Genomic DNA, 14694 nt, shown 5'->3' with positions numbered 1-14694 from the left:
TACAAAATGTCAACAATCGAAATAAAAACAAAAGCAGGCAGTTTTTTTCCGGGTAAAGTTCTGTGTGTAGGAAGAAATTATGAAGAACACGCAAAAGAGCTGGGAAATGAGGTGCCTGATTTTCCCCTCTTTTTCATGAAGCCTTCATCGAACCTTGCTTGGTCGGGAGCGGAAATCGAAGTGCCGCCCTACTCGGATGATATGAATTATGAAACTGAACTGGTACTTCTTATTGGAAAGGATATCAAAAATGTTTCACCGGCTGAGGCTGAGGAGGCAATAATCGGCTATGCGACCGGTCTTGATATGACACTCCGTGATCAACAGAATATACTAAAGGGGAAGGGACACCCTTGGGAGAAGGCAAAGTGTTTTGACAATGCAGCGATTGTATCCGGGTTTATTCTTAAGGAAGATCTTGATCTGTCAATGGATGCAAAGATAGTGCTCCATGTGAACGGTGAATTAAGACAGAATGCACCATTGAATCTTATGATATTCAAACCTGTAGAAATAGTGTCTGAAATTTCAAAAATGATGACAATCGAAAAGGGTGATCTTGTGTTTACCGGAACACCGGCAGGTGTCGGCAGAGTAACTTCCGGTGCCGTGCTTGAAGGATATGTGGAAGGTGTTCCCGTTGTCAGGGCAACGGTTAAATAAGTAATTTTTCATAAAATTAATTTGTTATGAACTCATCAGGTAAATTGATTCAATTCCTCTTCAAGAAAATGGAGGGGAGCACAACAAACCGGCAGAAGCAGGTAAGTTTTTTAACTGCCATGATACCACTGATTGTGCTTTTCACATTCGTGATCTCGTACCATGTCGATTTTTTTGTTTGGGACGAGCTGGCACTGGTACCTTTTTGGGAGAAACTTGCATCAGGAAATGCCGGTTTGAGTGACTGGCTGAAACCGCACAACGATCATCAGATTCTTTTCCCAAAATTGGTAATGGTCGGCATGCTCACCATTTTTAATTTTCAGGTTTTGCCACTGCTGGTTTTGACAATCGTCTTTGCTTTCACAGGGTATCGCTTGATATGGAAAGTGCAGATTCAGGAGGAATCACATAACAGGCTTGGTCAAATTGCGATTACAGCAGGCTCCTTTCTTTTTTTCTCATTGCTGCAATGGGAAAACTTCCTAAGATTCTGGCAGATACAACTGATCATGTGTATCGTGTTTTTTATCTGGTCGTCATATTTTCTTTTTGTAAGAAAGTCTTCCACTTCAAACACAGTTTTATCCCTGATTTTTGCAGGAATATCGACCTTTTCATTTGGAAACGGTATCATTGGTCTGGTGGTGAACGGGTTTCTGCTCTTTTTTGATGCATCGGAAAAAGAAGACAGGAAGAAAAAAATAATTATTTATCTGGCAGGAATGGCAATTATCGTACTTCTTTTCTTTACAACTTTCTCCCGGGGAGAGAGCGGCAATTCAATGATGGCAAACTTATTGCCAAATCTTGCAAAATTGCCGGTGTTCTTTCTTTTTTTCATTGGTCAGGTTATAGTTTATCCGTTTTACGCGAATAAGATTTTGGCAGGTCTGTCACTGGGTGCCGGTTTTGCAGGTCTCCTCATTTTCCTTTTCAATGCTGTAAAGTTGTTTCGCCACAGAAAATCCGCCGGTGGCGGACTCCTTTTCCTTTTTGCCCTTTCACTGTGGGTACTTCTCTCAGGGGCTGTTATTGCGTTCGGCAGGATTGGTTTTGGTCTGGAGACATCGGTTTCTTCAAGGTATGCTTCATTTTCAGCACTGTTTTGGGTTGCGAATCTTTCACTTTTCCTGATCATATTAAATTCAGACAGGTTTGGTGAGAAGACCGTATCACGGTTCTTTGGGTTTATCTCAAATCAAAAAAACAAACTGACTATCGTGGTGGTGCTTGTGATGCTTGCAGGTGCGATAAATTCATTTTCTGCGAGCTGGAGATTTTTGTATTATGAAAGGACTACACTTCCTGCACTTTCCGAATATTACAAAATGTCGGGTAACAGAGAATTGCTGTTGTCAGTGTATCCCGACTCGACCGAATTTTCAAAGTATCCGGCGGTGATGGCAAGGATTGGGATAACTCCTTTCAACAACTATCCAGTCTTCCCGTATGAGAAACTGGATGGGATAATTTCCAGTGTTGTTGCTTCACCCGGGACTTCCACCGGCAAAACAAGCCTGACAGCCGAATATGACTATGACTATACAACGCAGTTCTACAACATGTTCCAAGGAAAAATTTCCGGCGGGGAAAATGTTGTGAACACGGAAGTTCTTGTTGAGTTAAAAAATGGCGGGTTTTCCGAATATTATGAGTGCTCAGAAAGGAACAGCAAAAAAGATACGGCTCCGGGTTTCTTTGCGTTAATTCCCTTCAGGAATCTTGCAAAAGGGGAGTATGTAAGGAGGATTTTGGTAAAAGAGAACGGTCAATGGAATTATTTGCCGTCTGAAACCAGGATTATTGTCAAATAAGTCCCTTCAACCCGGGGAATCAGTATCCGACTTGTCTGATTTTATTGTATACGGGTTTTTTCTTGAAATAAAGCCTGTTATCTCTTAAAATCAGGAAGAAATACCATTTAAGATATTTCGGCAACCAGGACCACAGTTTAAATTTTGAAGTGCCTTCATACCTGTCTCTCCAGGTTGTAGGCACTTCAGTAATGGCAAGATTATTAACAAAAGACTTTACCACTATCTCCATACCAATTTCAAATCCCCCCGAGCTTTCGAAAGTAATTTTCTCGAGAGCGGGTTTGGAATAGAGCTTGAAACTGTTGGTCACATCGTGTGTAGGCAGGTGTGTAATGAAATACAACGACATACCCGCTATTCGTGAGAGAGTCTTTTTGAACCAGGTACCTCCGAGTTGATCTCCATTACGCATGTATCTTGATCCGCAGACGATATGGAATCCCTGACAAAAGAGACCGTACATACCGTTGATGGTATTCAGATCATCTGATCCATCAGCCATTATCACGACACATGCCTCCTCTTCAAAACTTTTAAAGCCTGTTTTAATAGCATTCAACACCCCTTTTCCCATCTCGTTTTTAACCATGACGACAGGAAATTTAAAAGAATCCTTGATACTGTTTACTACTCCCACGGTGGGGTCACCATCGTAATCATAAAGGATATATATCTTTACCGGTATTTTGATGCTTTCAGCAATCCGGTTGAAGAGGGGGATAATGTTATCCTCCTCATGATAAACCGGAATTAAAAGTGCAAGAATTGGAGGTTCAACCATTCGTTAAATGCCGCCGATTTGAATCTGGTGTTTAATCCATGGAATTATCTCGTCGAGGGCGACTTCGAGTGGTGTCAATGCCTCATATCCGAGAAGATTTTTCGCTTTTGCAACCGAAGGAACGCGTTTTTGAACATCGTACAAGTAGGCGTTGTCCGTTACATAATTGAAAGGTGTGTCCGGATTGATCTTTTTCCACATCAGTTCGGCAAGTTCGAGCACAGTTGTTGACACAGGTGTGGAGAGGTTGAAATCGTCATTCAAAGCTTTGGGATGGACGATACCTGTATAGATTCCTTTTGCAAGGTCACCACCGTAAGTATAGTGTCTGACCTGGTTTCCGTTTCCAAGGATGTGCATGGGATTTTGCCCTTTAAGTATCTTCTGGGCAAAATCAGGCACCACATGGCTGAGGGCAAGTTTCACATTACCTGAAGTGATCTCCTTGTCTGACAGGGCTCTTTTTTCACCGATACCAACGCAATTGAAGGGGCGAAGGATTGTATATGGCAGTTTGTACTGCTCATAAGCACCTTTGCAGAAGTATTCAACAGCGAGCTTCTGGAAACCGTAGGTTGAGAGAGGCGGCGGACAGGTTAGCTGATCACCTTCTTCAGTGGGGAAGTGATTAACACTTTCAAAAACCATGGAAGAAGACATAGCCGTAATTTTTTGAAGTTTTTTGTTTTTGAATGCCCAAATGGCGGCATCGAATGATGATGCAGTTATTCTTTCATTTTCAGCGAGGAGGTCATATGCAAATTCGTGGAAATAAGAAATTCCACCAATCATGGCAGCGCCGGCGAGAAAATGATCGCAATCCTCGAGCAGCTCTTTCATAAGAGGAGTGTCTTTTACATCTCCCAAAACAAACTGATATCTTGGATGGTTGTCATAACTTTTTTCAACCATGCCATATTTTGATAAATTATCAATTCCAACTACATCAAATCCATTGGCAAGAAGTTCTTCGATCACATAACCTGCGATGAAGCCTTTTGCACCCGTAACCAGTATTTTCATTTTCAGTTTTCCGGTTTATTTGTTAATGATATTCCAGATATCCAAAACTTCCATGTTTCCAAACGAAAAAGTTTTGTATCTGTTATGAGGAGCTCCGATTATCACGAGATCCACGGTTTCCATAAATTCCTTTTCAGAGAGGAATCTTGGGTCTTTAATATTGTCGTCGGCAGCGTAAACCTGATCAGCTTCCGTTTTCACTATTTTCCAAAGTTTATAGGATAACGACTCACGGGGATCATCACTTTCGCCCTTGAAAGCCATACCCAGGATGCCCACTTTCATCTTTTTAAGATCGAATCGCTTTTTAGCCTGTTCAACCATGAATTTTGGGAGACCCTCGTTGATCAGCATGGCACTGTGACCAATGAAGAAGGAGTTGTTGTTGAAGGCTGAAAGCTGCATCGTATCTTTGAAAAGACAGGGACCGGCAGCAAATCCCGGTTTTGGGAAATGCTTCGTTCTTGGATAGTTGTGAGTCATGGCATTATAGATGTTATTGAAATCAACCCCCTGATCCTCTGCCATCATGTAGAACTGATTTGCAACGGCAAAAGAGATATAGCGCCATGAGTTTGTAAAAAGTTTCGCAAGTTCGGCTTCCTTTGGAAGTGTAACAATAATCTCTGAAGCTATGTTCAAAAATAGCTCTTTCACAGCTTCAACGCTTTCGTTGTCGAAACCGGAAACGATTTGGGGCAGTGACCCGAGTTCTTCCATCGCTTTTCCTTCTGCAATCCTTTCAGGACAGTAGCAGACCGGAGTATTTTTTCCGAGTCGTTGAAGAAGCTGTCTGAATCTTTCAGAAGTGCCCGGATAAACAGTGCTTCTCAGGATAATTATCTGATCATCGGTGATGTAGGGATGGACTTCCTCGGAAACTCTTTCCATCAAATCCATTTTAGGATTCAAGTGTTCATCCACCGGGGTACCGATGATAATCACAACAAATTTAGCCTGAGTTATTGTTGAGGGGTCAGTTGAGGCAATCAGTCTGTTACCAATATTCTTTTTCAGGAGGGGTTCGGCACCGGGTTCATCGAAAGGCATTCTGCCGCTGTTAACAAAATCAACCGATTTGGAATTAATATCATAAATCCCGACATTTTTTCCGGCATCAGCAAAGGCAATTGCCAAAGGCAAGCCGACATGACCGCATCCGCCTATAACGCAAATATCATATTTCTTCATTTTTATTCTCTTCAGAGGTAGTTTAATACAAAGATAAATTTTGCTTGAAATTACAAATAAAACAAACCGAAATATAAGGAAATTAAATCAATAGGGAGATTGTAACCCGGTCAGTTTTTTCAGAGCCTGCTTCACGATTTCCTCTACCGATGCCGACGGGTTTTCATCGCACAATGAACCCACAACCTTCTCTGCCGACTTTTGGTTGAAACCGAGGGTAATCAGTGCGGTCAGGGCTTCGGCTCGTGCTCCTCTTTGAGAGAACACAGTTGTGGATGAGGACTGGATTGAGGATACCTTCCCCTTCAATTCCAGGACGAGTCTGTCGGCGGTCTTTTTACCGATCCCGGGCGCCGCGTGAATTCTGTGAGTGTCTCCTGTCTCTATGGCAAAGCGGAGTTCATCAACTCTTATACCAGAAAGAAGTGCCAGAGCTGTTTTAGGTCCAACACCCGAGACGGAAATCAGCAGTCGAAACATCTCCCGTTCATCTTCAGATATAAAGCCAAAGAGGGTAATTGCATCCTGACTTACATTCGTATGTATGAAGAGGGAGGCTTCCGCAGAATCACCAATTCTCTCGAAAGTCATGAGAGAAATTGCCACTTCATAACCGACTCCATTGACATCAATAAGGAGCTGGGTGGGTTTTTTAATCAGTAATTTTCCGCTCAGGTATCCAATCATTATAAAACTTTATCCGGATTGTTTTTAATAAAATCTGACCACGATTTGGGTTTGGTTGCCTGTCCACTCTCCTGAAAAGAGGCACAAAGGGCTATTGCAAGGGCATCGGATGCATCGAGCGGGATTTCCACTGCGCCAAGGTTCAAGAGGGTTTTAATCATAAATCCCACTTGTTCCTTTGAAGCCGAACCTTTCCCAGTTACCGATTTCTTCACTTCCTTGGGGGAAAATTCCGAAATCTTCAGTCCGGCTCTAACTGCTGCGATAATCGCTGTTCCCCGTGCGTACCCAAGCTTAAGGGCAGACTGAATATTTTTACCGTAGAATGCAGTTTCCACTGCACACTCAGCAGGGCTGTATTGCCTTATAAGATTATCAATCTCATTGTAAATATAGGCAAGCTTATCGGGCATTTTTAGTGTCGACGGAACATTGATGATGCCGTAGCCGAGGCACTTCCGCAGGTTCTCATCTTTGGAAATAATCCCATACCCACACTTCACCGTTCCGGGGTCGATTCCGAGAATTATCAAAAAAACATCTTATCGTTTATTGTAACCATCCAATTCCTTTTGCAAATCACAGGACATTCCGATTTTCTGTAAAACCGTCTTCAAATTTAAGCATATCAGTGATATCCCGGCGGACAAAATCTTCTACTTCAGCAGAATCATTTTTTTTGTTTTTGTAAAATCACCCGCAGCTATTCTGTAAAAATATGCTCCTGAAGGTAAATCCTGAGCATTAAAGGTTATGAAGTGCCGCCCGGGTTCCATTTGTTTGTTAATCAGGACTTTTATCAGTCCTCCTTCTGGACTAAACAGTTCCAGCCTGACAGGAATCGATTCTTTCAGGGAAAATTCAACAATCGTCTCCGGATTAAAGGGATTCGGGTAATTTTGCTCCAGGGAGTATTCTACAGGCAGCAGTTCATCTTCTGCAGATTGTGGCTGTTCCCATCTTACTATCAGGTACACTCTTGGCTTAAGCGGGTCATTGGAGTGTACAATGACAGTATCCGTAAAGACCGGTGGAGTCGTAAAGACGGGAATTAAAAGTTCAACGATAAATCGGACTGAATCACCCGGCGGAACAATTGCGCTTTCAGGTTCTATCCTTTTGAAAAAATCGAACCAGCCTGTTGCTGTTACAGTATCAACTCTCAGTGTGTCAAATCCTGTATTTCTTACATAAAAAGAATCTCTGGTATGCCATCCTGTCGAGTAGAACAAAAAGAGGGAGTCTTTTGAGAGTGAAATCTGAGGTGGAGCTGATCCGTAACCTTTCAGAACGACCTTTATTACAGAGTCCCTCGGATCGTTTGACCGAACATACAAAGTATCCGTTTTGGGTCCCGGTGTGAGAGGATGGAATGCAAAAGTCGCAATATCGGAGTCACCAGGTGCTATCTGTTCGGGATAGTCAAGTCTTATTGCAAATTCAATGCTGTTCCATTGGAAGCTCTTGATTACAAGGGTGGAGTCACCTGTATTTTTGATGAGCAATTGTTTCTCCATGTGTTGCTGTACAGCCACATTTCCAAAATCTATCACTGAATCATTTACAACGATATGCGGTTCCTTAAACAGTTTTCCTCTTTTCATAAGAATATCGCAAAAAACCACAGAATTTCGAACCCCGGCAGGTGAAAATGTGACTGCGATTTCTCCGTTTCCTTTGGCAACTACTGCACTGGTATTTCTGGTAACATACTCCGGAGTCAAATCATAAATCCTAAGCGTATCAGAAAAAGTGCCGTTTTTTAGATATTTGAGGAAAAAGCCTTTCCCGGAAGCTGACTGCGATGACTGATAAACAAAGAAGAGGGTACCCTCATCATCGATTGCAAAATTTGCATATCCAGCAGGAAGTTGCCCTGCGGGTGTAAAGCTCACGGGTGTTGAGAAAGCACCTGCAACATTGTTAATATACTGAAGTGCCCTTTGCGACTCGTTTCTGAAAATGATATGGACTTTGTTGCTTTTATCAATTACCAGTTTCGGATTTGAGATGTTCGCCGTCACTCCGGTGGAATATTCCGTAAGTGTTCCGCTGATATCATTGAAGTATCTCAATATCCCGGTACCCACATTTCCTCCTTTAAAAACCAGATGCATTTTTCCGTTTCCGTCAAAAAGAATTTGTCCATCCAGGTCACCCGAGGTTTCACCATCTGCAAGATAAATATCAGTGGATGAAGTGGAGTCTGCGGGGTTGAACCACTTGTAATATACTTTGTCAGGATTCGATGTGAAGGTATAATATAAGAAATGAACTTTACCATCGGGACCGACACATGAGGCAGGGGTGGCTTTATTCTCACCTCCAATTGTGATAAATCTCGGCGGGAAAAATGTTCCGCTTCGGTTGTTTGAATAGAGAACCTGATAATTCGATGAGGCATCCCTGCCTATCATTCCGATATGCACTATACCATCAGCATCAAGAGAAACAGTCGGATAATTTTCATCGACATTGTTATTTGTTATCTGCTCCTTGCTGAACTGCCCGTTGGCTCTTTCTTCGAGGAAGTAAACTTCCCGTGTATTGCTTTGTGTGCCTGACTGACCGGAGTAGACCAGTCTGATTTTCCCGTCGGAATCAAGAATCATTGTTTGGCGGTTGTTAAATTTATCGTCAGCCACCAGTGTATCGACTGGGAAGGTCAATGATTGTGAAAAAAATTTTACAGTCAGGAGAAAAAATGTAACAAATGTTTTCATTTTATCATCTTTATTTAATAATTTTAAAGGTCGAAAAAATAACTTAACTATTCCTTCAATAAATGTCAAGTAATTAATAAAAAAAGCGTCAAAATGAAGCTAAAAGTAAAAGTTCCAAACACCCTTGTTCTTCTGACTTCACTACTTGTGATTACAGCAGCGCTCACACTGGTGATTCCCGCCGGTGAATACGACAGACTTGTTAAAGAAATAAACGGTCAGTCGGTAAATCTTGTTGTGCCCGGTTCATACAAGGAAATAACCCCCGTGTCACAGTTCAATTTAAATATTCTCCTTGCACCCATAAAAGGATTTATGGCGGCATCCGAGATAATTGTATTTATTTTGTTCGTGGGGGGGGCTTTTTATGTTTTCCAGAAGACCCAGGCAATCGATGCCGGTATTATGGCGCTTGCAAAGGCACACAAACGATCGAATTTTGTAAGGAAGATGCTGATTCCCATTTTCATGGTGATTTTTTCGTTGGGGGGTGCCACTTTTGGCATGAGTGAGGAGACAATTCCATTTATTATGATATTTATTCCGCTTGCATTAGTTTTGGGATACGATACGGTTACCGGAGTGGCAATTCCATTTGTAGCCGCCTCCACAGGCTTTGCTGCTGCTTTCATGAATCCTTTTACCATTGGGGTTGCACAAGGGATTGCCGGACTGCCTCCAATGTCGGGGATTGGTTACCGCCTGATAATCTGGGTTATATGCACTTCTGTTTCAATATTTTTTGTGATGAGATATGCAGCAAAGATCAAAAACGAACCAAAGCTTAGCATAACCTACGAACAGGATATCGAAAAGAAAAAAGACCTCCATTTTGGAGAGCTTGATAATTTCAAAGGAATAGACAAAAGGCATACCGCTGTACTGATAACCTTTCTTCTCGGAATAATCACTGTTGTGTTCGGTGTGCTGAATTATGGCTGGTATATAAAAGAAATTTGTGCTGTTTTTCTGGCAACCGGCATAATTACAGGAATAGTCGGCGGACTCTCGGCTGATGAAATTTCAGGCGCTTTTGTCGCCGGAGCCAAGGACCTTATTTCGACCGCTTTTGTAGTTGCACTTTCAAAAGCACTTTTGATTGTCGCATCAGATGGAAAAATAATCGACACAATTTTATATGCGTTTTCAGCCCCCCTTGATGGCTTGCATCCAATCGGGTCTTCGATAGTGATGCTTTTTGTTCAGAAAGTGATTGTTTTCTTTGTGCCTTCGGGTTCGGGGCAGGCCGCTCTTACAATGCCTGTTATGGCTCCGTTAAGTGATATCCTTGGAGTTTCGAGGCAAACAGCGGTTTTGGCATTCCAGTTTGGTGAGGGATTTGCCAATATGATTATCCCTACATCAGCGGTAACGATGGGTATTTTAACCCTCGCAAAAATTCCTTATGAAAAATGGGCAGTTTGGGTGTTGCCACTTGAAATAATTTTCATAATTTTGGCATGTATTTTAATGATTCCTCCATTTTTTATCTGGCAATAAATGAATCACAAAGAACTTGCCCTGAAAGCACGCGAAGCTCAGTCGGGAAGTTACTCCCCGTATTCCAAATTTAGAGTAGGTGCGGCACTACTTACCAGCGATGGTGAAGTGGTGCTTGGCGCCAATGTTGAAAATGCATCTTACGGATTAAGTATCTGTGCTGAACGAACAGCCATAGTGAAAGCAATCACAGAAGGGAAGAAGAATTTCAAAGCGATCGCCGTTGTTGGTGACATGGATGATTTCTGTACTCCCTGCGGAGCCTGCAGGCAATTCCTTGCGGAATTTTGCCGTAAGGATTTCGAAATCGTTTTGATAAATTCGAAAGATGAAATAAAAATCCTCTCGATGGATGAGATTTTACCTCACTCGTTTGGCGGGGAACACCTTAAATAGAACTTCAGAGATTCAGAACTTCAGAACTCCGGAGATACAGAGGTTCTGAAGTGCTGAGGTTCTGAGGTACCCCAAACTCACTCACACAAAATGGAAAAATTGTATCGCACATGATGAATGAATTCCCCCACATGCAACCAAGAGAATCCGGATGGATAGAAGTGGTTGCAGGTTGTATGTTCAGCGGAAAGACCGAAGAACTGATTAAGAGATTGCGAAGAGCAAAAATCGCGAAACAGCGGGTATTGGTCTTTAAGCCGGTGATCGACAACAGATACTCGGAGGAATCAATTGTTTCTCACAGTGAACTCTCGTTGCCATCAGTTAATATCAATGATATAAATGAAGTTTATGATCTTGTTGGAGATGCTCAGGTGGTAGGGATTGATGAGGCACAGTTTTTCAGTGGTGATTTGGTGAAGGTATGCACCGATCTGGCAAACAGCGGAAAGCGGGTCGTTGTCGCCGGGTTGGATCAGGACTATAAAGGCATTCCTTTCGACCCAATGCCGGAGCTTATGGCAATAGCTGAATTTGTTACTAAACCTTTGGCAATTTGCGTGGTTTGCGGAAGTCCTGCTTCGAGAACACAGCGAAAAACAGCCTCAGGTGACAGAGTTTTAATAGGTGCATCTGACAGTTATGAAGCCCGTTGCAGGAAATGTCATTACATCCCCGGTGATGAAGAGGATCCGACTCTTTTTTGATGATTGAATACCGTAGCAGGAGGAAATCTCTTGCGATGCTGTTACTCACAGTAATGTTTCTGAACCTTTTCGGAGTTCCGGTTCTGTTTGTATTCATGCAGAAAAAGATAAAAAAGGAGATGAAAAATCTCGTTCTTTCTCAGGTTGATACCTCCCGGCTCCACATATTTACATTCCCTGCAGATAAAATTTCCTGTGAAAAAGCCGGAGTAGTGTTCATTCATGACAAGGAATTCCGGTTTAATGGAATGATGTTTGATGTGGTCAGAAGTGAGAAACAGGGGGATTCGATCAAGTATTATTGTGTGAACGACAAGCAGGAAGAGGAATTGATTGCTGCTTTTGCCCGGCACAATAAATCGAACAAACCGTTCAATTTTGCCGCATTTAAATTATTGTCAAATATTTTTATAAGTACGGGTTCGATAATTGAGGTGAAATGCATTACTGAATCCGACATTAATTATAACCATACTTCTGTGCCCGCAATTTTGACGGGTATCAAAAACCTTCCTGAACACCCCCCAAGATATTTCTCCTGAAACAGCCGTTTTAATATTTAATTAAACAATCGGAGATTTTATGAAAAAATTGACCGCATTAATGATTTTAATGCAGGTGATGGCGATTTATGCGCAATCGCCGCAGGATAGTATTGTGAAAACCTATAACCTTGGCGAAATTGAAATAACAGGCTTCAAGATAGAGGAAGTACCACTTCCCCAAAATACGAAGATAGATTTCAGACAATTGCGGAATGCAGATGCGCTTGACCTCTCTCAACTTCAAAAAAACATCCCCTCCGGAAGGATCAGAACGAACTCCCGTGGTGAGTCGATCCTCTTTTTACGGGGCGCAGGTGAGAGACAGCTTGGCCTCTTTTTTGACGGAGTACCATTCAATGTTCCCTGGGACAACAGGTTTGATCTAACATTTCTTCCTCTTGATGTGATCGGGGAGATAACAGTTAGCCAAAATGCCGGATCTGTTCTTTATGGTGCGAATGTTCTCGGTGGTGCCGTAAATGTGAACACATATGAAAGAAGTTCCGATGGCAGTACGGGAACTGTTTCGTTGAGTGGTTCAAATTCCGAGACATGGTCGGGATCTGCTTCTTATGATCTGAGGTACAGGAATTTTAATTTTTTAGCTTCGGCATCATATCTTGACTCGAAAGGGAGTATTATGCCTGCGGGCTCCCCGGCAGATATTCGTAATCAGGACAGGGATGCAAAATTCATCACCAACACACAGAGAAAGAGGTTCTCATTCTACACAAGAGGAGAACTGCATTTCAACGAGAACATCAAGACGGGGTTGTCTGTGAATTTTGTTTCGGGTTCGAAGGGTGTGGCTCCTGAGACTCATATTGCAACTGCTGATGCAAGATTGTGGCAATATCCTGACTGGCAGAGACTGACCGTTTCCTCCAACTCCCGGTTCAAAATATCGCGAAGGTGGGACCTGACGGCTGTGCTGTGGCTCGATAATTTTGGTCAGACCATTGAGACCTTCTCTGATTTGAACTACAACAAAGTCAGTGAGACCCAAAAGGATAAAGACCTGACTCTTGGCGGCAGACTGGCTTCCACTTTTCGTGTTAATGAGAATCACTCATTTACGGGTGTTTTGAATTTTTCTGCAACCGGGCATAACGAAAAAATAACGAATGCCTCAGGCGTTCAGACTTCTGACTACGATTATTCTCAAAGTTTCCTGAGTACCGGAATTGAATATGCCTTCAGGGAAGAGAGTTTTTCACTGTTGGCAGGCGGACTCTATGATATCAGTATGATAAACAAGACCGGTGCTTTCACCCAATATGGCAACACTTCTGCAAATGCTCCCGGATTCTTCTTCTCAGGTTCGTACAACATTTCTCACGAATGGGAAATTTTTGCGGGAGTGACAATAAGGAATCGATTCCCGTCGCTTCGGGAATCATTTTCAGGCGCCTTGAACAGATTTAAGGCAAACCCCGATCTGAAACCTGAAAAAGGGACTCTCACTGATTTCGGAGTGCTTTTCAGAAGGGAGTCAATCTTACTGAAGTTATCAGGATTCTACAACTCATATAAAGACCTTGTGACACAGATAAGACTGACTGCCGCAGAAGATCCTCAGAGAAGGAGAATGAGAGTCAATCTTGCTGACGCAACCATTCTTGGAACCGAGTTTGTCTTCGATTACAGAATTTCCCGCTTTCTCGGAATTGAAGGGAATCTCACCTGGATGAAAGCAACCGGCAAGGCTGATGGTGTGAATGAGGATAAAATTGATAACAAACCAGAATTGCTCGGCGGGATAAACATCAATATAAAGCCATTTCCGAGGGCAGGGATTGCTCTTGAATCTGAATTCACCGGCAAGCAGGTTGAAACAAACCCGGCAAAGCCTTCCGAAAAGATTGAAATCGCCGGATCCGCAGTTTTTAATATCAGGCTCTCTTATGCTCTAATCACTGCCGGTTATTCGGCTGATATCTTTTTCAGAGTGAATAACATCTTCGATCACTACCGGGTTTATCAACTTGGATTGATTGAACCGGGCAGGAATATTACCGGCGGGATTTCTCTCAGATTATAAAAAACGAGAAAATCGGTTTTTATTTTTGGGAATTATTCTACATTTTGAAAAAACAGGAGCTTGAAAAAGTTCCTGTTTTGCTCTTTTAAACATATTTTTGTGGTAAAAACCTGCATTATCCAATGAAACAGGACTATTTATCTGTATTTGCCACCTTTGGCACGAAACTTGCTTAATTTATTGCGATTGGTTTTGGATTGATTATTAAACACACACGAACAAATAAAATTAACTAAAGGAATTGTATCATGGCAGTTTTAATTACTGACGATTGCATATCATGCCAGGCATGTGAAGTTGAATGTCCAAATAACGCAATATATGCAGCAGGCGACGAATGGAACCTCGGTGGCGAATCACATCCTGCTCTTAATGATGATCATACATATATCGCTTTTGATAAATGTACTGAATGCGTTGGTTTCCACGATGAACCACAGTGTATTCCTGCTTGCCCGTCCGACGCAATCGTTCCCGATCCTGACAGACAGGAAAGTGAAGAAGAACTTCTTGCTAAAAAAGCAAAATTGGATGAAATAGGAAGATAATCCCCTTATTTATGATGGTTGAAGCCGGATCCGGAAGCGGGTCCGGCTTTTTTTTATCTTTGGGTGTAA

Annotated in this window: 14 protein-coding genes; 8 read left to right on the top strand and 6 right to left on the bottom strand. The window is 42.3% G+C overall.

The genetic code is table 11. The features are described 5' to 3' along the window. The first annotated feature begins 6 nt into the window (after positions 1-6). Positions 7-663 (top strand): fumarylacetoacetate hydrolase family protein, encoded by a 657-nt coding sequence (locus tag LCH52_04755; protein ID MCA0387785.1) that lies wholly within the window; start codon positions 7-9, stop codon positions 661-663. 26 nt (positions 664-689) lie between these two features. Beyond that, positions 690-2480, top strand: coding sequence for a hypothetical protein (locus tag LCH52_04750; protein ID MCA0387784.1), 1791 nt, complete (start codon positions 690-692; stop codon positions 2478-2480). 19 nt (positions 2481-2499) lie between these two features. Here LCH52_04750 and LCH52_04745 read toward each other — a convergent pair whose 3' ends face one another. The 6 genes from LCH52_04745 to LCH52_04720 form a co-directional block, all read right to left on the bottom strand. Then, positions 2500-3264 (bottom strand): glycosyltransferase, encoded by a 765-nt coding sequence (locus LCH52_04745; protein ID MCA0387783.1) that lies wholly within the window; start codon positions 3262-3264, stop codon positions 2500-2502. Positions 3265-3267: 3 nt separating this feature from the next. After that, positions 3268-4287: an NAD(P)-dependent oxidoreductase gene (locus LCH52_04740; GenBank protein ID MCA0387782.1), complete on the bottom strand. Its 1020-nt coding sequence runs from the start codon at positions 4285-4287 to the stop codon at positions 3268-3270. Between the two features lie 15 nt (positions 4288-4302). Further along, positions 4303-5478, bottom strand: a complete 1176-nt coding sequence (locus tag LCH52_04735) for a nucleotide sugar dehydrogenase (GenBank protein MCA0387781.1) — start codon at positions 5476-5478, stop codon at positions 4303-4305. Positions 5479-5565: 87 nt separating this feature from the next. Beyond that, the gene (gene ruvA, locus LCH52_04730; protein ID MCA0387780.1) at positions 5566-6165 is read right to left on the bottom strand and encodes a Holliday junction branch migration protein RuvA; all 600 of its coding nucleotides are present in this window, start codon (positions 6163-6165) and stop codon (positions 5566-5568) included. Then, a complete protein-coding gene (gene ruvC, locus LCH52_04725) occupies positions 6165-6698 on the bottom strand; it encodes a crossover junction endodeoxyribonuclease RuvC (protein MCA0387779.1) in 534 nt (177 codons plus the stop codon). The genes ruvA and ruvC overlap by 1 nt, the downstream gene beginning before the upstream one ends. A gap of 123 nt (positions 6699-6821) precedes the next feature. After that, the gene (locus tag LCH52_04720) at positions 6822-8888 is read right to left on the bottom strand and encodes a choice-of-anchor D domain-containing protein (GenBank protein ID MCA0387778.1); all 2067 of its coding nucleotides are present in this window, start codon (positions 8886-8888) and stop codon (positions 6822-6824) included. Between the two features lie 93 nt (positions 8889-8981). Here LCH52_04720 and LCH52_04715 point away from each other — a divergent pair, with 93 nt between their 5' ends. From LCH52_04715 to LCH52_04690, 6 genes are all read left to right on the top strand, one after another. Continuing rightward, positions 8982-10388: a TIGR00366 family protein gene (locus LCH52_04715; protein ID MCA0387777.1), complete on the top strand. Its 1407-nt coding sequence runs from the start codon at positions 8982-8984 to the stop codon at positions 10386-10388. Next, positions 10389-10784, top strand: a complete 396-nt coding sequence (cdd, locus tag LCH52_04710; protein MCA0387776.1) for a cytidine deaminase — start codon at positions 10389-10391, stop codon at positions 10782-10784. A 110-nt stretch (positions 10785-10894) separates the two neighbouring features. Continuing rightward, positions 10895-11491, top strand: coding sequence for a thymidine kinase (locus LCH52_04705; GenBank protein MCA0387775.1), 597 nt, complete (start codon positions 10895-10897; stop codon positions 11489-11491). Between the two features lie 35 nt (positions 11492-11526). Further along, a complete protein-coding gene (locus tag LCH52_04700; GenBank protein ID MCA0387774.1) occupies positions 11527-12033 on the top strand; it encodes a hypothetical protein in 507 nt (168 codons plus the stop codon). A 40-nt stretch (positions 12034-12073) separates the two neighbouring features. Next, on the top strand, positions 12074-14077 hold the full coding sequence (locus LCH52_04695) for a TonB-dependent receptor (protein ID MCA0387773.1): 2004 nt from the start codon (positions 12074-12076) through the stop codon (positions 14075-14077). A 248-nt stretch (positions 14078-14325) separates the two neighbouring features. Continuing rightward, positions 14326-14625 (top strand): 4Fe-4S dicluster domain-containing protein, encoded by a 300-nt coding sequence (locus LCH52_04690; GenBank protein MCA0387772.1) that lies wholly within the window; start codon positions 14326-14328, stop codon positions 14623-14625. Positions 14626-14694 lie beyond the last annotated feature (69 nt).

This window comes from Bacteroidota bacterium (assembly GCA_020161395.1).
GTDB lineage: Bacteria > Bacteroidota > Ignavibacteria > Ignavibacteriales > Ignavibacteriaceae > UTCHB3.
This window is presented reverse-complemented; position numbering and strand designations above follow the sequence as displayed.